Consider the following 24,606-nt stretch of genomic DNA (forward strand, 5'->3'; position numbering starts at 1 on the left):
CGAGGGTGCGGGGGTAACGGGAACGGTGTGTTGGCGCAGTGGATCACTCGCTCCAGCGGCGGAACACCAGCGAGGTGTTGATGCCGCCGAAGGCGAAGTTGTTGCTCATCACGTACTCGGCCTGCAGTTCGCGGCCCTGCCCGGTGATGAAGTCGAGCTGGCCACAGCGCGGGTCGACCGCGGCCAGGTTCAGGGTCGGCGCGAACCAGCCGGCACGCATCATCTGGATGCTCACCCAGGCCTCGAACGCGCCACAGGCACCCAGCATGTGGCCGACGTAGCTCTTCAGCGAGCTGATCGGCACGCGGCTGCCGAACACCTGTGCGGTGGCCTGGGTCTCGGCGATGTCGCCGTGGTCGGTGGCGGTGCCATGGGCGTTGACGTAGTCGATCTGCGCCGCGTCCAGGCCGGCGTCCTCCAATGCCAGGCGCATGGCCTGGGCCATGGTGTCGGCACTGGGCTGGGTGACGTGCTGGCCATCGCTGTTGGTGCCGTAGCCGACCACCTCGGCAAGGATGGTGGCGCCGCGCGCCTGCGCGTGTTCCAGGTCTTCCAGGATCAGCGTGCAGGCGCCCTCGCCCAGCACCAGGCCATCGCGGCCGGCATCGAACGGGCGAGGCGTGGTCTGCGGCGCGTCGTTGCGCACGCTGGTGGCGAACAGCGTGTCGAACACCGCTGCAGCGGTGGCATCGAGCTGCTCGGCACCGCCGGCCACCATCACCGTCTGCTTGCCGCTGCGGATGGCTTCATAGGCCGCGCCCACACCCTGGCTGCCCGACGTGCAGGCGCTGGAGGTGGTGTACACGCGCCCGGACAGGCCGAAGAACACGCCGATGTTGACCGGCGCGGTGTGGCTCATCATCTTCAGATAGGTCGTGGCGCTGATGCCATCGGTGGTGAATTCGTTGAGCATGCGCCCGAATTCGCCGGTGGCCTCGTGGCTGCCTGACGAGGAGCCATAGGCCACGCCGGTACGGCCACTGCGCAGCACCGGATGCTCATTCAGGCCGGCCTCGCGCAGCGCCACCTCGGTGGCGCGCACCGACATGACCGCGACCTTGCCCATCGAGCGGGTGGTCTTGCGGTTGTAGTTCGGCGGCAGCTCGAAGTCCTGCGCCGGCGCGGCCAGCTTGGTGTTCAGCCCGGCATAGACATCCCACTCGGGCATCGCACGCACCGCGTTGCGGCAGCTGCGCAGGTGCGCTTCGATGGTCGGCCAGTCGTGGCCGAGTGGACTGATGGCAGCGGCGCCGGTAACCACCACGCGACGATCGGCGGCCATCAGAGCATGCCTCCGTTCACCGAGATCACCTGGCGGGTGATGTAGCCGGCCGGTTCGGACAGCAGGAACGCCACGGTAGCCGCCACTTCGTCCGGGCGGCCAACGCGGCCGGCGGGAATCAGCTTGAGCGCGTGTTCAACCACTTCGTCGTTGAGCATTTCGGTCTCGATCAGGCCCGGGGCCACGCAGTTGACGGTGATCTGGCGGCTGGCCAGTTCCAGCGCCAGGGCCTTGGTGGCGCCGATGATGCCGGCCTTGGCGGCACTGTAGTTGACCTGCCCGCGGTTGCCGGCCAGTCCGGAGACCGACGACAGGGTGACGATGCGGCCCGGCTTGCGCCGCCGCACCATCGGCATGATCAGCGGATGCAGCACGTTGTAGAAGCCATCCAGGTTGGTGTGGATGACCTGGTCCCAATCGTCCGCTGACAGCGCCGGGAAGGCGCCATCGCGGGCGATGCCGGCATTGCAGACCACGCCGTAGTAAGCGCCGTGCGCTTCGACATCGGCCTCCAGAGCGGCCCGCGCAGACGCGCGGTCGGCCACGTCGAACACCAGCACGCGGGCCTGCTGGCCCAGTGCCTGGATCTCGGCGACCACCGCCTGTGCTTCATCCACGCGGCTGCGGCAATGCACCACCACGTCGAAGCCATCGCGCGCGATGCGCAGCGCGATGGCCCGGCCGATGCCCCGGCTGGCGCCGGTCACCAGCACGCTTCGATTCCCTGTCATGCCTGTCCACTCTCCAGATAGGCCATCGCGTCGGCCGGTTCGAACACCGACACGTTGGCTGTCGCCCATTCTTCCTCGCCTGCCAGGATGCGGCAGGCGAACATCCCCAATCCATTGTCACCCAACAACTCGCAGCGCGCCTGTACGCGCAGCCGCGAACCGCTGGGGAAGCTGCTGCGCGCGCTGCTGTAGCGGCGGCTGCCGAGCAGGAAGCCCAGCTGCGGTGGCCTGCCGGCCGCACGCGCTCGGCAACCGGCCCAGGCCGCGATGGCCTGCGCCATGTACTCGATGCCGACCCATGCCGGCACCTGGTCATCCTCGACGAACAGGCCGGCCTCGGGCACCACCAGTTCGGCCTCGATGGCGTCCTGGTCCCACTGCGTGATGCGCTCCAGCAGGCACATGTCCTGGCGGTGCGGCACCACGTCTTCGATCGCGTACAGCGTGTTCATCGACGCTCCAGTGCCAGCACGGCATTGCTGCCGCCGAAGGCGAACGAATTGCTCAGCACCCGCCGTGGCGGCTGCGCAAGGCGCGTGCCCGGTGCGACCAGCGGCAGCACCGGCAGTGCCGGGTCGGCCACGCCGTCCCACCAGTGCGGCGGCAGCAGCTGCTGCGGGTTCTCGGCCAGCACGATCCAGCACAGCGCCGCCTCGATGGCACCCGAGGCACCCAGCGTATGGCCGGTCAACGGCTTGGTCGAACTGGCCGGCACGTGGCTGCCGAGCACCTGCGACACGGCCAGGCTTTCCATCGCATCGTTGTGGCCGGTCGCGGTCCCATGCAGGTTCACATAGTCCACTTCGCCGGCGGCCCAGCCAGCACGCTGCAGCGCCTGCTGCAGGGCGTCGATGGCGCCCAGGCCCTGCGGGTCCGGGGCGGACATGTGGTGGGCGTCGGCCGACTCGCCCCACCCCGCCAGGCATACCGGGCCGGGTTCGCGGGTGAGCAGGAACAGCGCGGCGCCTTCGCCGATGTTGATACCAGTACGATGCTGCGAGAACGGATTGCAACGTTGGGCCGAGACCGATTCCAGCGCGCTGAAGCCGGCCACGGTGAAGCGGCACAGCGAATCGGCGCCACCGGCGATCACCGCATCGACGATGCCGGCGCGCAGCATGCGTGCGGCCGACATCAGCGCCTTGGCACTGGACGAGCAGGCAGTGGACAGGGTCCATGCCGGCCCCTGTGCGCCACTGCGCTGGCGCACGAACTGCGCGGCGGTGCCCATTTCCTGCTGGGCGTAATCAAAGCCCTGCGGCCACTGGCCCTGTTCGGCATGGCTGCGCAATGCCTGCTCGGATTCACCAATGCCCGAGGTGCTGGTGCCCAGCACCACCGCTACGCGCTCGGCGCCATGGCGGGCGATCGCCGCGGCCACTGCCGGCGCGATCTGAGCCAATGCCACGTCCAGCAGGGCATTGTTGCGCCCGCGCAGGGCCACCGGCAGGTCATCCAGCGCCGGCAGCGGCGTGCGTACTTCCCCCAGCGCCAGGGTGCGCCCCGGCAACAGGCTCTCGTTGTCGCTGAGCCCGCCCGGCGCGTCGGCGAACAGTGCCGACGTCACGGCGGCGCGGCCAGCGCCGAGTGCACAGACCACACCCAGGTCGTTCAGGTAGATCGGTGCGCTCATCGGTCCGGCCCGGCCATGTCGATCGATTCGATGCGCAGCGCATAGCCTTCGGCGCGGTTGTCCAGCTGCACGCTGCCATCGTCCAGCCGCTGCAGGTGCAGCCACACGGTGCCCTCACGCGACAGGCTGCGCTGATGGCCATCATCACTGACCTGCCAGCCCGCCGGCAGCACGGCGGCAATGGCCGCGGTCGGCCACAGCGCGAACTGCAGGTCATCCAGCACGCGCTCGGCGCGCACCTGCGGTGGCAGCCATGGCGCGCGCTGCTGGGTCAGCTGCTGGCCGTCCCATTGCAGGCGCACGCCGGTCTGGCCCATCGCCTGCACGGCCAGCTGCACCTGCTGGGCGTCGGCTTCCAGCAGCGCGTCGAGATCGCGCTCATGCGTGCCGAAGCGGAAATGCAGCTGCTGCTGCAGCGCCAGCGGCGCCGGCAGGCTGGCCGGCGCCAGGCGCAGCGGCGGCAGTTCCACCTGCGGTTTCGGCATGCGGCCGGCACAGGCGGCCAGCAGCAGGCACAGCAGCAGCACCGCAGTACGGGCAATCACGCGCCGCACAGCTGCTCCAGCACGCGCATGCGGCGGCCGCTGTCGTCGGCCACGTAAGGGTTGTTGGTGTCCCAGGCGTAGCCGGCCAGGATGGAGCTGATCATGTCGCGCACTTCGGGCTGCTGTTGCGGGTGGTAGATGATCTTCTGGAAACCGCCCTCGTACCAGCTTTCGACGAAGCGCCGGAAGGTCTTCACGCCGGCACGCAGCGGGATCGAGAACTCGGCCTCCCAGTCCACGGCCTGGCCGGCATAGCGGCGCTTGAGGCATTCACTGGCCAGCTGCGCGGACTTGAAGGCAATGGTCACGCCGGAGGAGAACACCGGATCGAGGAACTCGCCGGCGTTGCCCAGCAACGCGTAGCCGGGCCCCCACAGCGAACTGACGTTGGCCGAATAGCCGGTGATGCGGCGCACCGGCAGCACCGCCCATTCGGCGTTGGCCAGCAGCCCGGTCAGGTTGGGGTCCTCGCCGACGATAGCCTGCAGCTTCTGCAGGTCGTCACCCTCGTAGCGCTCGAAGAACGACGGCTCGGCGACCACGCCCAGCGAACAGCAGCCGTTGGAGAACGGAATCGTCCAGTACCAGACGTCGATGTGCTCGGGGTGGGTGGTGATCAGGATCTTGTTGCGGTCGAAGTCCGCTTCGGCCGGAATGTTGTCGCGCACGTGGCAGAAGATCGCGCCGCGCACTGGGAAGTTGGACGGCGACTCCAGCTGCAGCAACCGCGGCAGCAGCCGCGCGAAACCGGAGGCATCGAGGATGAAATCGGCCTCGATGCGGTATTCACTGCCGTCCGGGCGGCGCACCGTCACCGCCGGTTGCTCGCCCGGCTCGACCGCAAGCACTTCGTCGCCGAAGCGCAGCGTGGTACCCATGCGCTCGGCACCGCGTGCCAGCACGTTGTCGAAGTCGGCGCGCTGCACCTGGTAGGTGGTGCCCCAACCCGGCGAGAACTTCTTCCTGAAGTCGAATGCAGTGCGCGCTTCGCCGTGCACGAAGGCGGCACCGTTCTTGTACTGGAAGCCCGCCTCGACCACATCCTGCAGCAGGCCGGCCGCCTCGATGTACTCCATGCTCTGCGGCAGCAGGCTTTCACCGATGGAGAAGCGTGGAAACTGCTGGCGTTCCAGCATCAGCACCTGGCGGCCCTGCTGGCGCAGCATCGCCGCAGCCACCGAACCGGCCGGGCCCGCGCCGATGATCAGGATTTCAGTACGTTCGACAGCATCCACAGCAGTGTTCATCGGTGCGTCCTTGTTGCTCGATCAAGTGGAAAGAAGGAAGTCGGAAACAGGTTCAGGCCGGCGGCAGATCGTGCGGCGGCGGACGGAACAGCGGCGAGATCAGCCAGACCAGGCCGATGCCGAACAGCAGGGTCAGGCCGAACGCGCGCAACGCCGGGGTCTGCGACAGGCCCAGCAGGCCGAACGACAGCCAGGTGCTGGCCGCGCCCACGCACACGGCCAGCCAGGCACTGGCGTCGCCGCGGTGCTCGATCAGGAAAATGCCGTAGTCGATGCCCATGCCCAGCAACAGCATCAGTGCCAGCACGTTGAACAGCTGCAGTGGCTGGCCGAACAGGCCCAGCAGGCCCAGGGTCAGCGCACCGGCAATCAGGGTCGGCGCGAACACGCGCCAGGCCTGGCGGCGATAGCGCAGCCACAGCGCGCCGAACACCAGCACGATGCCGACCAGCAGCAGCCCGCCCATCAGCTTGCGGTAGTGGCCCAGCAGCTGCGAGAAGTCGGCGGTGCGATCCACCCAGCGCACACCCGGCAGGCCTTCGGCCGCCCCGCGCAGGGTGGTCAGCGCATCGGCGCGCGACAGGTCATCGACCATCACCACGCTGATCATCTGCCCGCCGACCTGGCCCACCCACAGGTGGCGGAACGGCTGCGAGGCCGGCGAGGCCAGGAACGCCTCCGCGGTCAGCGGCGTAGCGGCGAAATCCGGGCGCGGCAGCGGTTCGCCGACCGCCTCGGACACCGCGTCCAGCACGCCCGGTTCCACCTTGGCGGTCAGCGCCGCATCGGCCTGCTGGCGCGCTGGCGACGGCAGCCAGTCGCTGATCGCACGGTAGCCACCAATGCGCTTGTCGTTGGCCAGTACACGCAGGCGTTCGGTCAGCGCTTCTTCGCGCTGCAGCAGCTGTGCGGCGTCACTGCCCTGCACCAGGTAGAACTGCGCCGGGCTGGGCATGCCCAGCAGCTGGCTCAGGTGGATCTGCTGGGCCATCAACGCCGGCGGCGAGGACTGCAGGCTGCGCAGGTCGTCGTTGCTGTTCAGGCGGGCAATGCCGATGGCAGCCAGTGCCAGCGTGATCACCACGAACACCGTCACCGGCCGGCGGCCATGCAACCGCGGGAAGCGCTCCAGCGTGTTGCCCAGCCACTGCGAGAAACGGGTCTGGCGGATCTCACCGCCATCCAGCCACGGGAACCAGAAAATCACCGTGAGGAAGGCGGCAGCCAGGCCGACCACCGAGAACAGCGCCATCTGGCGCAGGCCCGGGAACGGGGCCAGGCCCAGTGCCAGGTAGGCCAGCGCGCTGGTCAGCAGGGCCAGCCACAGGCCGGGCAGCAGGTGCCGCAGCAGCTTCCAGCGACGATCAGCCGGTTCGGCCTGGCGCGAAGCGAACCAATGGATGCCGTAGTCCTCGGCCACGCCCACCAGCGACGCGCCGAACACCAGGGTGAGCACGTGCACCTTGCCGAACACCAGTACGGTCACCGCCAGCGCCACGCCGCAGCCGATCAGCAACGACGCGGCGACCAGCAGGATCGGCCGCAGCGAACGGAACGCCAGCCACACCAGCAGCAGCACCGCGGCCAGCGAGCCCCAGCCGATCGTGTTGATCTCCTGGTTGGCCTGCACTGCGGCCGCTTCGGCATGCAGCGGTACGCCGGCATGCAGGATTTCCAGCTCGGGCGCCGCCGCCCTGGCGGCCTGCCCGGCACGTTCCAGCAGGCCATCGAGATGGCGCTCACCATCGAGCTGGAACGCCGAACCCGGCGTATCGAACTGCAGCGCGGCCCAATGCTTGCCCTCGGCTTCGAGCAGGCCGTCATCGCCCAGCCGCAACCCCGACCCCTGCGCCTGCTGCTGCCACCATTGCGGCCACAGCGAGAGCGGGTCTTGCCGCCAATCGGTCAGGCGCGGTGCGCCCATCGGACCGTACAGCGCAGCCAACGCCTGCTCGGCCAACGCGCCCGGCTCGCTGCCCTGCAGCTGCTCGCGCTGGGCCGGGGTCAGCAGGCGGTCGCGGTACGGCGCGTAGAACGCGCGCGCCTCGTCGAACCAGCCTTCGATCGAACCACTGGGCACCAGCAGAGCACGGTCGTTGTCCTTGGCCATCGCCGCAGCGAACGCCGCCTGTGCGCGCTTGGCGGCGGCGCCATCCTTGCTGCCCAGCAGCACCACCACCTGGCGCGAGCTGCCGTCGGCGATGCGCCGGGTGACGTCACTCAACAGGCGGTCATGCGCGTCCTGCGGCAGCAGGGCGAGGATGTCGGTGTCGATCCGCGACTGCTGGCTCCACAGGCGCCATTGCTGCGCACCCAACACCAGCAGGAGCACCAGCCAGGCGATGCCCAGCCAGTGCCACCAGCGCCGCAACCGGTCCGGCCCGTTCGATGCTGCCCCCTCACTCAAAGCGGCGTGCCTCGTCGGCGGTGAGCGTGGCCGGCGCTTCGCTCAGTGCACTGAACTGGATCTGCGTGCGGTCCTTGTTGGCCTCGACGATCTCGACCTGGCGCACGTAGCGGTCACCTTGCAGGGTCAGCGACTGGAACGCCTTGGCCAGCATCGCCGACTTCGGCGTCAGTCGCAGCCGCCAGCCCTGCCCTTCACGGCTGGCCGCCACGTTGAACTGGCCGGACAGCGCCTGCACGTCGCCACTCATCAGCGCGAACATGATCGCGTTCACCGAACGCATCGCCGGCTGCTGCCGTGCATCGAGCTCGACACGGGTGCTGCCATCGCGCTGGCGGCTGAGGATGCGGTCGGCGGTGACCACCACTTCGGAGGGGAACGGCTTGAGCGTGGTCCAGATCACGCCGTGCTGGCGCGCGACCACAAACTGGCCCTGCGAGCGCAGCGGGTTCTTGAAGCCGCTGACCTGCTTTTCCTGGCTGAACTGGCCGCGCAGCACGTCCGGCCGCGCCACCGCCTGGGTGATCGCATCGATGGCGGGGGCGGCGGCCTGCACCTGCGGTGCGGCAATGAACATCAGCGCGCACAGCAGCACGCTGGAAAGACGGACAAGCATGTTCACGGCGCAGGCACTCCCAGGCGTTCCCACAGTACCGGCGGGCACTGGTACAGCATTTCCTTGCTGGCCGCGTCCACCGCGACCTGGATGGTCATCGCGCGGGTCAGTACCTGGCCGCTCTGCGCATCGACGATTTCGTACTCGATCTTCAGCCGGTTCTCCCATTCCACGATGCGCGCAATCACGCGCAAGGCCTGGTTGAACAGCAGCGGGCGCACGTACTTCACCCGGGCATCGACCACCGGCCACAGGTAGCCCGATTCGAGCATCTGCGGGTAGTCGTAGTCATAGCGCCCGAGCAGCGCGCAGCGCGCGATCTCGAAGTACTTGAAGTAGTTGCCATGCCAGACCACGTTCATCGGATCGCAGTCATGGAAGGCGGGGGTCAGCGCAATCTCGCCGACCCGTTCGATGGCCTCATTCACCGGCATACAGCTCCCAACGTTGCGCGCGGATCTCCACCAGCAGTTCCCGCAGTTCGCGATCCAGCGCGCGGTCTTCTTCAACCAGGGCGATGCGCTGCCCCAGGTCGGCGTACATGTCGGCCAGACTGCCATGCAGCTGCGCGTTCAGGCCAACCCGTTCGCGCAGCGCCAGGCCCTGGCGGGCGGCGATCAGCATCGCGGCCACCACCTGTTCAGTCAGCTCGATCACACGCAGGCAGTCGCGCGCGGCGATGGTGCCCATGCTGACCTTGTCCTGGTTGTGGCACTCGGTGGAGCGCGAAAACACGCTGGCCGGCAGGGTCTGCTTCAGCGCTTCGGCCGTCCAGGCCGACACGCTGATCTGCAGCGCCTTCAGGCCGTGGTTGATGGCCGCGCGCGGGCCCGTGGCCGCCGACAGGTTGGCCGGCAGGCCATGGTTGTAGCGGGCATCGACCACCAGCGCCAACTGGCGGTCGAGCAGATCGGCCACGTTGGCTACGGTGTTCTTCAGGGTGTCCATCGCCAGCGCGATGTGGCCGCCGTAGAAGTGGCCGCCATGCAGGATGCGCTCGCCATCGGCATCGATCAGCGGATTGTCGTTGGCGCTGTTCAGTTCGGTTTCGATCAGCTGGCGCAGGAACGGCAGGCTGTCCTCCAGCACGCCGATCACGTGCGGCGCGCAGCGCAGCGAGTAGCGGTCCTGCAGGCGCTGTTCATTGCGTGGCGGACGCTCGCTGTGCAGGTCGCTGCGCAGGCGCGCGGCGATGCGGCCCTGGCCCGGATGCGGCTTGGCCGCGAACAGGGTTTCGTCGAAGTGGTGCGCGTTGCCGTCGCTGGCCAGCACGTTGAACGCGGTCAGGCGCGTGGCCATGCGCGCCAGGTAGTCGGCGCGCTGCCAGGCCAGGCAGGCCAGGCCGGTCATCACGGCGGTGCCGTTCATGATCGCCAGGCCTTCCTTCGGCCGCAGCTTCAGCGGGGTCATGCCGATCTTCGCCAGCACCTCGGCCGCCGGCTGCACGCGGCCATCGTGCAGCACCTCGCGCTCGCCACACAGCACCGCCGCTACGTACGACAGCGGGGTCAGGTCACCACTGGCACCGACCGAGCCTTCGGCCGGAATCATCGGCAGCACGTCGTGCAGCAGCAGCGTGGCCAGGCCTTCCAGCAGCGGCACACTGACACCGGACATGCCGCGCACCAGCGAGGCCAGGCGCGCGGCCAGCACCGCCCGGGTCTCGACCGGGTCCAGGTAGCGGCCCAGGCCGCAGCCATGGTAGGTGTACAGGTGGTGCGGCAGTTCAGCCACCAGTGCCGGCGGGATGTTCACCGTGCACGAATCGCCATAGCCGGTGGTCACACCGTAGATCACGCCATCCTCGCGCAGCAGGCGGTCAAGGAAGTCGGCACCGCGCTGGATGTGCGCGCGGAACGCCGGCGCGTCGCTCAGTGCGGCCTCGCACTGGCGCTGGGCCAGGGCAACCACGTCTTCGATGGTCAACGGTGCATCGCCAAAGCGGCACACGGGTACGGCGTCAGTCGTCATGCGGAGCCTGATCCCAGAAGGGGAAGAAATTGAACCAGTCCAACGGGGACTGGATGACCTGGAGTTCCAGCCAGCGCGCGAAGCGCTGTGCCTGTTCGGCAAGTGCCGCGTCGCGCGAGCCGCGCGGCAGCACGATGCGTTCGGCGAATTGTTCAAATGCCACGCGATAGCCCTCGCCCTGGTGCAGGCAGGCCATGGTGTAGACCGGGCAGCCCAGCGCCGCGGCCAGCACATAGGCGCCGATCGGGAATGGCGCGCGATGGCCGAGGAAATCGGCGGTGACGCTGCGGCCGCCCTGCACCGGCGTGCGGTCGCCGACGATGGCGACGAAGCCACCGGCCGCCACGCGCTCGGCCAGCATCACCGCGGTGGCCGGCCCCATTTCGGTGACCTGCACCAGCTCCACCGCCGCCAGCGGGTCCAGCCGCTGCAGCAGGCGGTTGAAGCGCTGCGCATGCGCGGTGTGCACCAGCACGGTGATGCGGAATCCCGGCACCTGTTCGGCCAGCACCTGGCACAGTTCCAGGCAGCCGATGTGCGCGGTGAGGATCAGACCGCCTTCGCGGCGCGCGATCTTCTGCAGCACCAGGTCGCGGTGCAGGTGAATACGGTTGGCCGGGTAGCGCCCGCCCAGGCCGAGGATCTTGTCCAGCATCGTGTCGGCGAAGGCGAAGAAGTGGCGCAGGCTGTCGCGCCGGGTCGGCGCGCGGCCGAGCACACCGCTGTATGCCTGCAGCCGCTGCAGGTACTGCATCGAGGCCTGTCGCCCCACACGGTTGCCCAGCCAATGGCAGGCCACCACCGGCCACGCGCACAGGCGGAATGGCCAGCGCCCGAACCAGCGGTGCACCCAGCACAGGAACAGCACGCCGGCCACCGACGTCGATTCGCCGATATCGGCCCAGTGCGGGGCATCCTGCGCGGTCGCCATCTCAGCGCTGCCCCTGCAGGCGGCGCCACAGCAGCCGCGGCGCACGCCAGAGCATGCCGAAGAACAGGCGGGTATGCATGCGGCTGATGCGCACGTTGTCGCGCCACACATCGAAGTGCGACACGCCATCGGCGGGATAGGTCACGCGCGTGGCCAGGTGCTCGACCGGCAATTGCCGCCAGTACAGGCGCACCATCACTTCGGTATCGAAATCCATGCGCCGGCCGATGGTCTCTTCACCGATCAGGCGCAGTACCGGCGGCAGCGGATACACGCGGAAGCCACACATGGTGTCGCGCAGGTGCAGCGACAGCGTGTTGATCCAGACCCAGATGTGGGTGGCGTAGCGGCCATACAGGCGCGCCTTGGGAACACTGGCGTCGTAAGCCGGAATGCCGCAGATCACCGCGTCGGGATGCACACGCGCGGCCTCGATGAAGCGTGGCAGGTCAGCGGTATCGTGCTGGCCGTCTGCGTCGATCTGCAGCACGTGGCTGAAGCCACGCGCGCCGGCTTCAGCAAAACCGGCCAGCATCGCCCCACCCTTGCCCTGGTTGGCGTCCAGGCGCAGCAGGTCGACGCCCTGGCGCTGTGCCAGCGTGCGCAGCACCGCCGCGCACGCATCATGCGAACCATCGTCGACCAGCAGGCAAGGCAAGCCAGCGGCCTGCACACCGTCGACCACCGCCACGATGGCGTGCTCGTGGTCGTAGACGGGAATCACCACCAGTGGCGCAAACGCGGCACCGGCAACGGCCGGGTCAGTCCGCATCGGCGAACACCACCCTGCCGCTGGCATGTACACCGTGGCTGGAGGTATAGCGGAAGGCCAGCACGTTGCGTGCGGCATCCCAGTCCAGCTGCAGGGTCAACTCATCGCCGGGGCGGGCCACGTGCTGGAACTTCACCGCGTCCATGCGCAGGAACGCGCGCGGCATCGCAAATGCCTGGCGGCCGAAACGCATCGCCCAGTCCAACTGCGCAACACCGGGCAGGATCGCCGCCTGCGGGAAGTGGCCCTGGAACGGCCGCAGCGCCGGGTCGAGGGTCATGCGCAGCGTGGCGCTGGCGGCGTCGCGGCGGTCCCAGACCGGCACCGGCATCAGTGGCTGGAACAGCGCCGCCAATGCCGCCTGGGTCACCTTGCCCTGCGCGTTGATCGGCAACGCCTGCACCAGGCGCCAACGGCGCGGCCGGGTCACCGCGTCATGCGCATGCGCCAGGCGCGCGCCCAGGCGTTGGCCCAGCGCACGGCGCGCGGCGTCGCCGCCCTCCAGCAGCGCCGGATCGGCCGGAACCACCACGGCGGCCAGCTGCTCGCGCTGCCCGGGCAGCACCAGCACGCGCACGTCATCCACTTCGGCGTCTTCGCGCAGCGCGCGTTCCAGCGCATCCAGCGAGACGCGGCGCTCTTCGATCTTGACGATGCGGTCGGCGCGGCCCAGCAGCCGGAAACGGCCATCGGCCAGGGCTTCCACGCGGTCCTGGGTGCGCCACCAGCCGGGGGTTTCCAGATGCGCCGAGGCCACCGCCAGGCAGCCGTCGTCGATCCGCCACTGCACACCCGGCAGCGGCTGCCACGGCGGCAGGTCGGTGTCCCAGCGGCGCCAGGCGATACCGCCGGTCTCGCTGCTGCCATAGACCTCGGTCGGGGCCACGCCCAACCACTGCCGCACGTGTCGCGCCGCGTCCTCCGGCAGCGGGCCACCGGAGGAGAACACCGCGCGCAGGCGGCCATGCAGGCTGGCCCAGTCGAGCTGCTCGGGCAGGCGCTTGAGATGGGCCGGCGTCGCCACCAGCACCGTGTCGGTACCGGCCAGCGCACCCACCAGGTCTTCGTGGAAGAACCGACGCGGATGGATCAGGCGGCCGGCGGCCAGCGGCCACAGCACGCGGAACAGCAGCCCGTAGATGTGCTGGTGGGACACCGTGCCGTGCACCTGCGCGCCATCCAGCTGCGCACCGAACGCGGCCTGCAGCGCTTCCACCTCGCGCGCCAGCTGGTCCAGGCGCTTGCCGATCGCACTGGGCTGGCCGGTGCTGCCGGAGGTGAACACGCACAGCTCGCAGGCGCGCTCGTCCAGCGCCTGCAGTTCGTCGTCCGGTGTGGCGTCCAGCGCCGCCAGCGGGCGGTAGCCGGCCGGTACGTCGCCCGCGAAACCGCTCACCTGCGGCTGCAGCGCCTGCAGCGTGGCCGGCAGGTTGTCAGCGGCCAGGAACACCCGCTTGCCGGCATGCCAGGCGCCGAACAGCGCCGCAGCGAAGGCCACGGCGTCATCGAAATACAGGGCCCAGTCGCGGCCTTCAGCCGCCGCAAAGGCGGCGCGCCAGCCCCGTACGCGCTGGCGGAAGCAGGCGTGGTCAACCATGTCTCCGTCGCACAGGCCGACGCTGCGCTGCGGCCGCGCCTCCAGCAGCAGCCGGTCCAGAGCAATCCACTCAGCCATGCGCGTGCGCCGCCTTCACCCGCCGCCGCACCAGCCACTCACCTGCGAACAACACGCCCATCATCACGTACGCCAACAATCCGTTGTAGAGCATCCAGGCCCGGTCCGACGCGTACAGCGCGGTCAGCAGGGCCAGGCTGCCGTTGAGAACGAAGAAGCCGCACCACACCTGGGTGACGCGGCGGGTATAGGCCACCGCGAACGGGGGCAGGTCCGGCTCCTGCAGCCGCGCCAGGCGCTCCACCAACGGCGGCCCGAAGCGCAGGCTGGTGCCGAACACCGCCAGCATCACCGCATTGACCAGCGCCGGGTACAGCTTCAGCGGCAGGGCCTGGTTGAGCACGGTGGCCAGCACCGCCAGCAGGCCGGTGCCGGCGGCGGCGGCCCACCACAACGGCTGGCGCGTGCTCAGCGCACGCAGCAGGGCCAGGGTGAACAGCAGCAGCGACAGCCAGCGCGGCTCGAAGCGGCCCATCGCCAGGTACACCAGCAGCGGGTAGGCAAGCGAAATCGCTGCCACCACGACGGTACGTGCGCGAGCCATGGCGAAGCCGCCGGCGCTGCGGTCAGGCGGCTGCCTGGTCCGGCAGCAGTCCATGCACGACATCAACGATGTCCTGCACGGTGCGCACGGCCTTGAACGCTTCCGGCTGCAGGTTGCGGCCGAGCAGTGGCTTGAGCTGCACGATCAGGTCGACCGCATCGATGCTGTCGATGTCCAGGTCGTCGTAGAGCCGGGCCTCGGGGGTGATCCGGGCGGTTTCAATCTCGAAGCTGTCGGTCAGGATGCTGACGATGCGTTCGAACAGTTCATTCTTGGTCATGGCTATTCCTGGCGCCGTTACGACTGGCGGGCGGCGACGAACTCGCCGAGCGCGCGCACGCTGGAGAAATGGCGACGGGTTTCTTCCGAATCGGCCGAGAGGCTGACACCGTACTTCTTCTGCAGCGCCAGGCCCAGCTCCAGCGCGTCGATCGAATCCAGGCCGAGGCCCTCGACGAACAGCGGCGCGGTCGGATCGATGTCCTCCGGCGTGATGTCCTCCAGCGAAAGGGAGGAAATGATCAATTCCTTGATCTCGTGCTCAAGTGCTTGCACGGGGCGGATCTCCAGACAGGTCGAAATAACGAGAAAGGTGCTCGGTGACGCGGCGGGCTGCCAAGGCATCCCCCCTTGGCGAGTCGTCATCGGCCAGGAAGGGCGCGATCGGGATATCTTCGCCGATCTGCAGCCGAACGTGAAAGCGACGTGAGGGGACACGATACCACTTCTGTCCCTTGGTCAACGTGGGCGGGGTGCAGGTGATCCGCACCGGGGTGATGTCCAGCCGGCCGCGGACGGCGATGTTGGCGGCCCCGCGCTGCAGCCGCGGCGGCTGGCCCGGCACGCTGCGGGTGCCTTCGGGGAAGATCACCAGGGTGCCGCCGGCGTGCACCGCCGCCACGCAGTCATCGACCAGGCCAGCGCCATCGTCATTGGAGATGTAGCCGGCCGCCCGCACCGGACCGCGCATGAACGGGTTGCAGGCCACGGCCCGTTTCACCACGCAATCGGCGTTGGGCAGCAGCGAGATCAGGCAGACCACGTCGATTAGGGTCGGGTGATTGGCCAGGACCAGCAAACCGTCGCGCTGCAGGCGTTCACCGCCCTCGATCTGGTAGGTCATCACCCCCAGCGCGCGCATCAGGCGCAGATGGCTGGCAAAGGCAACCTGAACCACCCGGCGCGCCCGGCGGCGACGGACCACCGGGTCGCGCATCAGCAGCAGCACCGGCATCACCAGCACGCCCAGCAGCAGGCCGCCTAGGCCAAATGCGACAAAACTCAGACCGGTGCCAAACACCCGCCAGGCATGGTCGAGGCGGCGCAGCAGCTCAGCCACGGCGGCTCCAGCGCCAGCGCTGGCCGTGGGCCACGTGTTCCAGTGCCGGCGCGCCGGACAACAGGAACCGGTGCAGGTCCAGCGCGTGCGGCAGCGCGCCCGGGGCCGTGGCAGGGGCCTCCGGCGCCGCCTCCCACTGCAGGGAGAGGGTCGGCTGGCCCGGCATCGGCGCCGTCAAACGCCAACACCAGGCAAAGAACGGGTCGGGTTCGTCGGCGAACGTCGCGTAAATCTCGGGAAGGCGCGACTCATACACCACGACCCGCACTTCGCGGGCGCCATCGGCGAGCAGACCGGCCGCTTCCAGGCAGGCGGTCTCGACCGTGGCCTGGCCGGCGGCCAGCGCCAGGTAGTTGCCACGGTGGCCGCGCGCGATCGAGTACAACGCCGCGATCGCGTTGTGCACCGACAGGCCGAACCCCGTCGGTGACAAGGGCTGATCACTGGCCAGCGCCCCCAGCAGCTCCATCGAACGGGCCACGTCGCCGTGGCGGCTGGCGAACACCAGCGGGACCTGGTTGTCCGCCCCCTGCCCATCCTCGCACCAGCAGGCAGCCTGGATCGCCATCCGGCCCAGCCGCTCGATGCGGCGGCGCTGCATTGCCGGGATCTCGGCCAGCGCCGGCGTGTCTTCGCCAACCGGCGGATACGGCGCATCGGCCCAGCCCAGCCACTGGCTACGCTCGCTCAGGCCGGGCGCCCAGGCAGCCCAGTCGACGATGGAGAATTCGATCATTTAGCGAAGGTGCTTCAACGGGAGAACAATAGGCACGAGCCATTACGGCGACGCGCGGCGGCCCCCCATTCCTGCAGCCGTGCGTCCGTCCAGGACGTCGCCGGCCGCCCCCCTGGCTGCCGGAAAGGAGCGCACGCTAGCACGTCCTGCACGGGGTGTGCAGGTTTCACATTCCCCAACACGGGAGCCGGCACCGGCGGCCCCCGCTTCAATCGATCAGTGGTAACCGGTATCGGCGTGCACCTTGCCGCGGAACACCCGGTACGACCACGCCGTGTAGCCGAGGATGACCGGCAGCAGAATGACCAGCCCGACCAGGGTGAAGCCCAGCGAGGAGGCCGGCGCGGCGGCCTGCCACAGGGTCATCGACGGTGGCAGCAGGTAGGGCCACATCCCCAGCACCAGGCCGAGGAAGCCGAGTACGAACAGGGCCAGGCTGAGCACGAACGGCGGCAGGTCGTGGCGCGGGTGGGTGGCACTGCGCCACAGCGCGGCGGCTACCGCCAGGGTCAGCAGCGGCACCGGCGACAGCCACCAGAAGTTGCCGTCGCTGAACCAGCGCGCCATCAACCGCGAGTCGAGGAACGGCAGCCAGCTGCTGACCAGGCCCATCGCCGCGATCACCGCCACCACCAGCGGCCGGGTCATCTGCCGCGCCAGCGCCTGCACGCGTCCCTCTGTCTTCAGGATCAGCCAGGTGCTGCCCAGCAGCGCATAGCCGGCCACCAGCGCGGCACCGGTCAGCATCGCGAACGGGCTGAACCAGGCGAACGGCCCGCCCTGATAGACACCGTCCACCAGCGGGATGCCCTGCACCAGGGTGCCCAGGATCACGCCCTGGGCGAACGTCGCCAGCAGCGAACCGAGGCCGAAGGCCACGCTCCACAGCCGGCGTGACCGATGTGCCTTGAAGCGGAATTCAAAGGCCACGCCACGGAACACCAGCGCCACCACCAGCACCAGCACCGGCAGGTACAGCGCCGACAACAGCACCGCATAGGCCCTGGGGAAGGCCGCCAGCAGGCCGGCACCCCCCAGCACCAGCCAGGTCTCGTTGCCGTCCCAGATCGGCGCGGCGGTGTTCATCATCAGGTCCAGCTGCTCCTCGTCCTCGGCGAAGGGGGCGAGGATGCCGATGCCAAGCACGAAGCCGTCCAGCACCACGTACATCAGCACGCCGAAGCCGATCACCGCGAACCACGCCACCGGCAGCCAGGTCATCAGGTCCATGTCAGCGCTCCTCCAGCGGTTCGTCGGCTGCCGACAGCGGGCGCGCCGGGGTGTGGCTGCCGTGGTCCAGCGACGGCCCTTCGGCGTAGGGCTGCGGTCCGTGGCGCAGGATCTTCACCAGGTACCAGATGCCCCAGCCGAACACGAAGGCGTAGCCAACCACGTAGACGCCCAGCGACAGCGCGGTCATCCACGCGCTCTGCGGGCCGACCGCGTCGGCGGTGCGCAGCAGGCCATACACCACCCATGGCTGGCGCCCCATCTCGGTGACGAACCACCCCGACAGCAGCGCGATGAAACCGCTGGGCAGCATCCAGTTCCAGCCGCGCAGCAGCCATGGCGAATCGAGCAGCTTGTTGCGCCACAGCTGGAAGGCCGACACCCAGGCCAGCAGCAGCATCAGCGTGCCCAGCCCGACCATGATGCGGAAGGCAAAGAACACCGGCGTCACCGGCGGCCGCTCGCTGGCCGGTACCGCGGTCAGCGGGTCGAAGGTGCCGTCCAGGCTGTGGGTCAGGATCACGCTGCCCAGCTTCGGGATGGCCACTTCGAAATCGTTGCGCTCCTCCTTCTCGTTGGGCAGCGCGAACACCACCAGCGGTACACCCTCGCCTTCCCGGGTCTCATGCCAATGCGCTTCCACCGCCGCGATCTTCATCGGCTGGTGCTTGAGCGTGTTCAGGCCATGCATGTCGCCGACGAAGATCTGCACCGGCACGGTCAGCGCGGCGAATGCCACAGCGGCGATCAGCATGCGCCGGCCCGCTTCCACGTGCGTGCCCCTGCGCAGGTACCACGCACCCACGCCACCAATCACGAAACAGGTGGTGATGAACGAGCCCAGCGCCATGTGCGCGAGGCGGTAGGGGAACGAGGGATTGAACACCACCTGCCACCAGTCCACCGGATGCACGATGCCGTTGACCATCTCGTAGCCGGCCGGCGTGTGCAGCCAGCTGTTGGACGACAGGATCCAGAACGTGGAGAACAGCGTGCCCAGCGCAACCATGCAGGTGGACAGGAAATGCAGGCGCGGCGAGACCCGGCCCCAGCCGAACATCATCACGCCGAGGAAGCTGGCTTCGAGGAAGAACGCGGTCAGCACCTCGTAGGTCAGCAGCGGGCCGATGACCGTGCCGGCCACCTCGCTCAGCCGCGGCCAGTTGGTGCCGAACTGGAACGCCATGACGATGCCGCTGACCACGCCCATGCCGAACGACACCGCGAAGATCTTCTGCCAGAAGAAATACAGCTCGCGCCACACCGGCAACTTCGTGCGCAGCCAGCGCCATTCGATGAAGGCCAGCCAGCTGGCCGTACCGATGGTGAAGGCGGGGAACAGCACGTGGAAACTGATGACGAATCCGAACTGGATCCGGGACAACAACAACGCGTCCAAGGGACGCCTCCTGCCTGCGACCGGTGGGATACCGGACCACTTTAGGAGGATTTCGTTAAGACGGGATGCGACCGGGTGACGCGCTGCTTCACTTTGTCGCAGGGGTCAACCGTTCTGGTAGCTGCCAACCTTGGTTGGCACACACGCCCACGCGCCGACCCAGGTCGGCATCTACCCACCGCGATTGGAGTGGCCCCTTGCCCGGCGGGTGCCTCAGTGCCAGAAATACCAGGCCGCCGCAGCCAGCAGGGCGCCAAACAACAGCACCTGCACCACCACATAACCCACGCCATCGTCGCGCGACTCAGCGGCAATGCGCTTCTGCAGCGCCTCGCTCACATCCGGCGTGTCTTCCTGCTGCGCCTGCTCACGCAACGCCTGTGCCAGCGCGCGCGCTTCCGCATCGCGAGGGTCGGTCGGTGGGTTCACAGCAGCTCTCCGGCGGTGGCATGCCGCGTCAGTTCCTGCTTCAGGGTCTGGCGCGCGCGGTGCAGGTGGCTCTTGATGGTACCGCGCGCCAGCCCGGTCACCTGTTCGATCTCGGCCAGATCGAAATCCTCCAGGTAATGCAGGCCGACGATCAGGCGCTGCGGCGGACTCAGCCGTTCCAGTGCCGCGCTGAGCTGGCGCCCGGCCTGTAGCGCCTCGCTCAACTCGGCGGGCCCGGGGCCTTCATCGCCGATGCCCAGTTCCTCCGGCGCCTCCACCGCCACCATCCACTGCGCCTCCAGTCGCCGCCGGCGCAGGTGCTGCAACGCCGTGGTGTAGGCCACCCTTGAGACCCAGGTGCGCAGCGAGGATTCAAAGCGGAACCGGTGCAGCTGGCGGAATACCGCCAGGAAGGTTTCCTGCAGCAGGTCGGCCACCTGGTCGCGGTCGCCGACCATCCGCCCGATCAGATGCGCGCAGGTACGTTGATGGGCCTGCACCAGCTGCGCGAACGCCGGTTGCGAGCCGTCGATGATGGCGATGACCAGGGCGCGGTCGTCGCCCGCGTCCAGCGAGGGCTCAACGCGGACATCGCGGCGGCGTCCCCGCCATGCAGCCAATGCTCCGCCCAGCAGGCTCATGCGCGGGGCGCCCCCTGTGCCCGTGGCATGCCTGCCTCAGCCCTTGCGCGCGGCAGGCCGGGTGAAGTGCCAGGCCAGCAACTGGCCGAGGCCGGCACTGCCGACCAGCGCGGCAGCGGCACCAAAGGTCAGGTCGCGGGCCCCGATGGCTTCCAGCAGGGCCATGGCCAGGGCCAGGCAGACCAGGCTGATGCCCCAGCGCAACGCACCCTGGCGGCGGCGCTCTTCTTCCAGCACGGCCAGCGAGCGGATCACTTCCTCCGGTACGTGCGGGGCCACCAGCTTGCTGCGCGCGCGCGCATCGGCAATGGCATGGATCGCGTAGGCGATGCAGATGAAGAGGGTGATCGGGATCAGTTCCTGCATGGCCGGGCTCCTGTTCGGTGGATGATGCGGGTTCAGGAGAATGGATGCGCGAGGCCGGCCACCGGTTGCAGTGCAGATTTCAGGCGTCGTCGTCGGTCCCGGGGTCGGCCGGCGGATCGGGGAAATAGGTTTCCACATGGAAGCCCAGCCGCAGGTCGGCCATCAGGCGCACCAGCGTGTCGTCCAGTTCATACCCAGCCCAGGCCTGCTTGCCGAAGACGGCGATGCGCAGGCGGACGTCGGCACCTTCCTGGTTCAACGCATGGATCACCTCCACCCGTACCTGCAGCATCTCGACCACCTGCGGCCAGGCGTCCATCAGCCAGCCGTCCTTGCCAGCAGCCAGTTCAAAGCTCACCCGGGTGAAGCCATGTACCCGGATCAAGTGCCCATCACCGTCCAGCAGGTCGGTGCCTGTATCGCGGAAGAACCCCCGTTCCAGCCCCAGCCGGGCGGAGATGTCGGCGCTGGAGACCGCAGGGTGCTGCACCCCCAAGGAAATGCGGTAGTCGTAGGAGTACATGGTCGGTTCCGTCCGGATCAGGCGCCCATCATGCGCCACGCGATGCCCTGCCGGGCCTTTGCCCAAGCGGGTTGCATGACCTGTGGCCCCCTCCCCCGGTCCGGACGGCTGCTACCCTTGCCCGGTTTCCTCTTCTGGTGCCGTCCGCCCATGTCCCGAGTGCTGCCCCTGTCCCTCCTGCTGTCGGCCGTGCTGGCCGCACCGGCCGCGCATGCCGCGCCGACGCCGATCACCATCGAACAGGCCATGGCCGACCCGGACTGGATCGGTCCGCCGGTCGAGAAGGCCTGGTGGTCGTGGAACAGCCAGCAGGTGGAATACCAGCTCAAGCGCAACGGCAGCCCGGTGCGCGACACCTTCCGCCAGCCGGTGGCCGGCGGCGTGGCCGCGCAGGTGGCCGATGACCAGCGCGGCACCCTGGACGTGGCCGATCCGGTCTACGACCGCAGCCGCAGCCGCAGCGCCTTCGTGCGCAATGGCGATGTGTTCGTGCGCGACCTGCGCAGCGGCGCGCTGACCCAGCTGACCCGCAGCAACGAGCGCGCGGGCAACGTGAACTTTGCCGCGGACAACGGCGTGATCTGGCGCGTCGGCCAGAACTGGTTCCACTGGACCGCCGCCAGCGGCGTGCAGCAGGTGGCCAGCCTGAAGGCCGAGAAGGACCCGCGCACGCCGCCGAAGGCCGACGTGCTGCGCGACCAGCAGCTGCGCACGCTGGAAACCCTGCGCCGCGACCGCGAGCAGCGCGAGGCATTGAAGGACCAGGACCAGCGCTGGCGCCAGGCTGATCCGACCCGCGCACCGGGCCCGGTCTACCTGGGCGCCGACGTCGAGATCGGTGACAGCGTGCTGTCGCCGGACCTGACCCACCTGATCGTGGTGACCAAGCCGAAGGACTTCGACGACGGCCGCACCAGCAAGATGCCGCTGTACGTGACCGAGTCGGGCTACGAGGAAACCGAGGACACCCGCACCCGCGTCGGCCGCAACGGCTTCGAGCCACACACCCTGTGGTACGTGGACGTGCGCACCGGCAAGGCCGAGAAGGTCTCGCTGTCCGGCCTGCCGGGCATCAGCACCGACCCGCTGGCCGAACTGCGCCGCAAGGCCGGCAAGGATGCGCTGAAGGGCGAGCGCAGCGTGCAGGTGATGAGCGACTTCATGGGCGGCGGCATCCGCTGGAGCGCCGACGGCCAGCAGGCCGCGGTGATGCTGCGCGCCAACGACAACAAGGACCGCTGGATCATCAGCGTCAATGCTGCCGACGGCCGCGTGCAGAACCGCCACCGCCTGACCGACAACGCCTGGATCAACTGGGGCTTCAACGATTTCGGCTGGATGGCCGATGGCCGCACGCTGTGGCTGTTGTCCGAGGAATCGGGCTTCTCGCACCTGTACACCCAGGTCGGCACCGCCAAGCCGCAGGCGCTGACCAGCGGCAAGTGGGAAACCTCGGCACCGGTGCCGTCGGCCGATGGCAAGGGCTTCTACTTCCTGTGCAACCAGCAGGCGCCGCATGACTACGAAGTCTGCGCGGTCGACACCGGCAGCCGCCAGGTGCGCGAGCTGACCAGCCTCAACGGCGTGGAAGACTTCTCGCTGTCGCCGGACGGCCAGCAGCTGCTGGTGCGTTACTCCGGCGCCTATCTGCCGCCGCAGTTGGCGGTGCTGCCCAGTGCCGGTGGCCAGGCGCGCGTGCTGACCGACACCCGCACCGCCGACTACAAGGCACGCCAGTGGATCCAGCCGAAGCTGGTGGCAGTGCCGTCCAAGCATGGTGCCGGCGTGGTCTGGGCCAAGTACTACGAACCGGAGAACAAGGAACCGGGCCGCAAGTACCCGATCGTGATGTTCGTGCACGGCGCCGGCTACCTGCAGAACGTGCACCAGCGCTACCCGGCCTATTTCCGCGAGCAGATGTTCCACAACCTGCTGGTGCAGAAGGGCTACATCGTGCTGGACATGGACTACCGCGGCAGCGAGGGCTACGGCCGCGACTGGCGCACGGCGATCTACCGCAACATGGGCCACCCGGAACTGGAAGACTACAAGGACGGCCTGGACTGGCTGGTCGACACCCAGCAGGGTGACCGCGACCACGCCGGCATCTACGGCGGTTCCTATGGCGGCTTCATGACCTTCATGGCGCTGTTCCGTGCGCCGGGCACCTTCAAGGCCGGCGCCGCGCTGCGCCCGGTGGTGGACTGGCACAACTACAACCACGGCTACACCAGCAACATCCTCAACACCCCGGACATCGACCCGGAGGCGTACCGCGTGTCCTCGCCGATCGAGTACGCACAGAACCTGCAGGACAACCTGCTGATCGCCCACGGCATGATGGATGACAACGTGTTCTTCCAGGACTCGGTGAACCTCACCCAGCGCCTGATCGAACTGCACAAGGACAACTGGTCGATCGCCCCGTACCCGCTGGAACGCCACGGCTATGTGCGTGCCGATTCCTGGCTGGACCAGTACAAGCGCATCCTCAAGCTGTTCGAGCAGAACCTGAAGTGAGCAATGCCGCAGCCACGATCCGGATCGTGGCTGCGGTCATCCTGGATGACCGCGGCCGGGCGCTGGTGGTGCGCAAGCAGGGTGCGCGCCGCTTCATCCAGCCCGGTGGCAAGCCCGAACCCGGCGAGGCGCCCCTGCAGGCGCTGGCCCGCGAGCTGGACGAGGAACTGGGCGTGCAGCTGCGCGCCGATGCCGCCATCGCGCTGGGCACGTTCGAGGACTGGGCGGTGAACGAGCCCGGCCACCGCGTGCAGGCACAGGCGTGGTGGGTGCAGGTGGACGGTGCGCCGCAGGCGCGCGCCGAAATTGCCGAACTGGCCTGGGTGCCGCTGCAACCGCCGCATGGCCTGCCCTTGGCACCCTTGAGCGAACACCATATCCTGCCGGCCGTCGCCACCCGGGCGACGGCCCGCTGAGCAGGCGGGCGCCGACTGCAAGGACATCGGATGTCAATGTCGATCCCGTCGATCCCCTCGCCGCTTTCCCCGGCCTATCACGCCTGGGTGCGCCCGGTCGCACAGGCTTCGTTCTGGCTGTCACTGCTGCTGACGATCTACTTCGTGCTGCAGGGACTGGTGCTGTGGCCGCTGCAGAACCTCAGGCTGTGGCGCCTGGTGGAAAGCGAAGTGCAGCAACAGCAGCTGCACAGCCTGGTCTGGCTGCTGGCGCACCCGGTGGCCGCGTCAATGGTCGTCGCGCTGTTGTGCCTGGCCTCGACCGTGTCCAGCTGGGGCCTGCTGCGTGAACGTCGCTGGGGCCTGTGGAGCTTCGTGGTACTGCTGCTGCTGAGTGCCCTGACCAACTTCGCAGCCGCCTGGTGGCTGGACCTGTTCATGGGCGACTTCATTCCGCTGCTGGCCGATGACCCGGCCCTGCTGCAGGAGCTGCAGCTGAAACGCTGGCTGATCACGCTGACCGTGGTCGGCATGTCGTTCGTGCTTCTCGGCCTGCAGGGCTGGCTGGCCTGGCGACTGCTGCGCCCCGACGTGCGCGCGCGCTTCCACTGAGTTCTGCCGGGCGTGGGCCAGGGCCTCCGGCAGCACCCGGCGTTTGCCTTTGATCGTCAAGG

Annotated in this window: 27 protein-coding genes; 3 read left to right on the plus strand and 24 right to left on the minus strand. The window is 68.6% G+C overall.

Annotation, left to right across the window (positions count from 1 at the left end):
* Positions 1-43: 43 nt before the first annotated feature.
* From ACM0O9_RS15875 to ACM0O9_RS15990, 24 genes are all read right to left on the minus strand, one after another.
* Positions 44-1,282, minus strand: a complete 1,239-nt coding sequence (locus ACM0O9_RS15875; RefSeq protein WP_414604019.1) for a beta-ketoacyl-ACP synthase — start codon at positions 1,280-1,282, stop codon at positions 44-46.
* A complete protein-coding gene (locus tag ACM0O9_RS15880) occupies positions 1,282-2,013 on the minus strand; it encodes a 3-ketoacyl-ACP reductase FabG2 (RefSeq protein WP_049416034.1) in 732 nt (243 codons plus the stop codon). Before ACM0O9_RS15880 ends, ACM0O9_RS15875 begins: the two co-directional genes overlap by 1 nt.
* Entirely contained in the window at positions 2,010-2,465 is a 456-nt protein-coding gene (locus tag ACM0O9_RS15885; RefSeq protein ID WP_005420287.1) for a hotdog family protein, read from the minus strand. Before ACM0O9_RS15885 ends, ACM0O9_RS15880 begins: the two co-directional genes overlap by 4 nt.
* A complete protein-coding gene (locus tag ACM0O9_RS15890) occupies positions 2,462-3,646 on the minus strand; it encodes a beta-ketoacyl-ACP synthase (RefSeq protein WP_065185902.1) in 1,185 nt (394 codons plus the stop codon). The genes ACM0O9_RS15885 and ACM0O9_RS15890 overlap by 4 nt, the downstream gene beginning before the upstream one ends.
* Complete coding sequence (locus ACM0O9_RS15895) at positions 3,643-4,200, minus strand: DUF3261 domain-containing protein (RefSeq protein ID WP_005420289.1); 558 nt, start codon at positions 4,198-4,200, stop codon at positions 3,643-3,645. The genes ACM0O9_RS15890 and ACM0O9_RS15895 overlap by 4 nt, the downstream gene beginning before the upstream one ends.
* Positions 4,188-5,438, minus strand: coding sequence for an NAD(P)/FAD-dependent oxidoreductase (locus ACM0O9_RS15900; RefSeq protein ID WP_005420291.1), 1,251 nt, complete (start codon positions 5,436-5,438; stop codon positions 4,188-4,190). The genes ACM0O9_RS15895 and ACM0O9_RS15900 overlap by 13 nt, the downstream gene beginning before the upstream one ends.
* Positions 5,439-5,490: 52 nt before the next feature.
* On the minus strand, positions 5,491-7,845 hold the full coding sequence (locus tag ACM0O9_RS15905; RefSeq protein ID WP_414604018.1) for an MMPL family transporter: 2,355 nt from the start codon (positions 7,843-7,845) through the stop codon (positions 5,491-5,493).
* Positions 7,838-8,461, minus strand: coding sequence for an outer membrane lipoprotein carrier protein LolA (locus ACM0O9_RS15910; protein ID WP_414604024.1), 624 nt, complete (start codon positions 8,459-8,461; stop codon positions 7,838-7,840). The genes ACM0O9_RS15905 and ACM0O9_RS15910 overlap by 8 nt, the downstream gene beginning before the upstream one ends.
* Before the next feature lie 2 nt (positions 8,462-8,463).
* Entirely contained in the window at positions 8,464-8,895 is a 432-nt protein-coding gene (locus ACM0O9_RS15915; protein WP_014038931.1) for an acyl-CoA thioesterase, read from the minus strand.
* Entirely contained in the window at positions 8,882-10,432 is a 1,551-nt protein-coding gene (locus ACM0O9_RS15920) for an HAL/PAL/TAL family ammonia-lyase (RefSeq protein ID WP_414604017.1), read from the minus strand. Before ACM0O9_RS15920 ends, ACM0O9_RS15915 begins: the two co-directional genes overlap by 14 nt.
* The gene (locus ACM0O9_RS15925; protein ID WP_005420301.1) at positions 10,422-11,363 is read right to left on the minus strand and encodes a lysophospholipid acyltransferase family protein; all 942 of its coding nucleotides are present in this window, start codon (positions 11,361-11,363) and stop codon (positions 10,422-10,424) included. The genes ACM0O9_RS15920 and ACM0O9_RS15925 overlap by 11 nt, the downstream gene beginning before the upstream one ends.
* Before the next feature lies 1 nt (position 11,364).
* Positions 11,365-12,135 carry a glycosyltransferase family 2 protein gene (locus tag ACM0O9_RS15930; protein ID WP_414604016.1) on the minus strand — a complete coding sequence of 257 codons (771 nt, stop codon included), beginning with the start codon at positions 12,133-12,135 and terminating at the stop codon, positions 11,365-11,367.
* Positions 12,125-13,810, minus strand: a complete 1,686-nt coding sequence (locus ACM0O9_RS15935; RefSeq protein ID WP_414604015.1) for an ApeI family dehydratase — start codon at positions 13,808-13,810, stop codon at positions 12,125-12,127. The genes ACM0O9_RS15930 and ACM0O9_RS15935 overlap by 11 nt, the downstream gene beginning before the upstream one ends.
* Complete coding sequence (locus ACM0O9_RS15940) at positions 13,803-14,354, minus strand: COG4648 family protein (RefSeq protein ID WP_049416044.1); 552 nt, start codon at positions 14,352-14,354, stop codon at positions 13,803-13,805. Before ACM0O9_RS15940 ends, ACM0O9_RS15935 begins: the two co-directional genes overlap by 8 nt.
* Before the next feature lie 22 nt (positions 14,355-14,376).
* Positions 14,377-14,634, minus strand: coding sequence for an acyl carrier protein (locus tag ACM0O9_RS15945; RefSeq protein WP_005411609.1), 258 nt, complete (start codon positions 14,632-14,634; stop codon positions 14,377-14,379).
* Between the two features lie 17 nt (positions 14,635-14,651).
* Positions 14,652-14,909 carry a phosphopantetheine-binding protein gene (locus tag ACM0O9_RS15950; protein ID WP_005411610.1) on the minus strand — a complete coding sequence of 86 codons (258 nt, stop codon included), beginning with the start codon at positions 14,907-14,909 and terminating at the stop codon, positions 14,652-14,654.
* Positions 14,896-15,693: a lysophospholipid acyltransferase family protein gene (locus tag ACM0O9_RS15955; RefSeq protein ID WP_138953448.1), complete on the minus strand. Its 798-nt coding sequence runs from the start codon at positions 15,691-15,693 to the stop codon at positions 14,896-14,898. The genes ACM0O9_RS15950 and ACM0O9_RS15955 overlap by 14 nt, the downstream gene beginning before the upstream one ends.
* On the minus strand, positions 15,686-16,429 hold the full coding sequence (locus tag ACM0O9_RS15960; protein WP_414604014.1) for a beta-ketoacyl synthase chain length factor: 744 nt from the start codon (positions 16,427-16,429) through the stop codon (positions 15,686-15,688). Before ACM0O9_RS15960 ends, ACM0O9_RS15955 begins: the two co-directional genes overlap by 8 nt.
* Positions 16,430-16,645: 216 nt before the next feature.
* Positions 16,646-17,659 carry a cytochrome d ubiquinol oxidase subunit II gene (cydB, locus tag ACM0O9_RS15965; RefSeq protein WP_235647548.1) on the minus strand — a complete coding sequence of 338 codons (1,014 nt, stop codon included), beginning with the start codon at positions 17,657-17,659 and terminating at the stop codon, positions 16,646-16,648.
* A gap of 1 nt (position 17,660) precedes the next feature.
* Positions 17,661-19,058 (minus strand): cytochrome ubiquinol oxidase subunit I, encoded by a 1,398-nt coding sequence (locus ACM0O9_RS15970; RefSeq protein WP_005420319.1) that lies wholly within the window; start codon positions 19,056-19,058, stop codon positions 17,661-17,663.
* A 213-nt stretch (positions 19,059-19,271) separates the two neighbouring features.
* A complete protein-coding gene (locus ACM0O9_RS15975) occupies positions 19,272-19,487 on the minus strand; it encodes a hypothetical protein (RefSeq protein WP_065196790.1) in 216 nt (71 codons plus the stop codon).
* Complete coding sequence (locus ACM0O9_RS15980) at positions 19,484-20,128, minus strand: RNA polymerase sigma factor (RefSeq protein WP_005420322.1); 645 nt, start codon at positions 20,126-20,128, stop codon at positions 19,484-19,486. Before ACM0O9_RS15980 ends, ACM0O9_RS15975 begins: the two co-directional genes overlap by 4 nt.
* A gap of 36 nt (positions 20,129-20,164) precedes the next feature.
* Positions 20,165-20,494, minus strand: coding sequence for a hypothetical protein (locus ACM0O9_RS15985; protein ID WP_005414880.1), 330 nt, complete (start codon positions 20,492-20,494; stop codon positions 20,165-20,167).
* A 79-nt stretch (positions 20,495-20,573) separates the two neighbouring features.
* On the minus strand, positions 20,574-21,017 hold the full coding sequence (locus ACM0O9_RS15990; protein ID WP_235648982.1) for a hypothetical protein: 444 nt from the start codon (positions 21,015-21,017) through the stop codon (positions 20,574-20,576).
* Positions 21,018-21,167: 150 nt separating this feature from the next.
* Between ACM0O9_RS15990 and ACM0O9_RS15995 the strand changes: the two genes are divergently transcribed.
* The 3 genes from ACM0O9_RS15995 to ACM0O9_RS16005 are packed head-to-tail and all read left to right on the plus strand — an operon-like array spanning position 21,168 to position 24,544.
* Positions 21,168-23,537, plus strand: a complete 2,370-nt coding sequence (locus tag ACM0O9_RS15995) for a S9 family peptidase (RefSeq protein ID WP_235648981.1) — start codon at positions 21,168-21,170, stop codon at positions 23,535-23,537.
* Entirely contained in the window at positions 23,534-23,953 is a 420-nt protein-coding gene (locus tag ACM0O9_RS16000; protein ID WP_005420325.1) for an NUDIX hydrolase, read from the plus strand. Before ACM0O9_RS15995 ends, ACM0O9_RS16000 begins: the two co-directional genes overlap by 4 nt.
* A 30-nt stretch (positions 23,954-23,983) precedes the next feature.
* A complete protein-coding gene (locus tag ACM0O9_RS16005) occupies positions 23,984-24,544 on the plus strand; it encodes a hypothetical protein (RefSeq protein WP_032954647.1) in 561 nt (186 codons plus the stop codon).
* Positions 24,545-24,606 lie beyond the last annotated feature (62 nt).

It is taken from the genome of Stenotrophomonas sp. FR012 (assembly GCF_047520565.2).
In the GTDB taxonomy this organism is placed as follows: Bacteria; Pseudomonadota; Gammaproteobacteria; order Xanthomonadales; family Xanthomonadaceae; genus Stenotrophomonas; species Stenotrophomonas sepilia.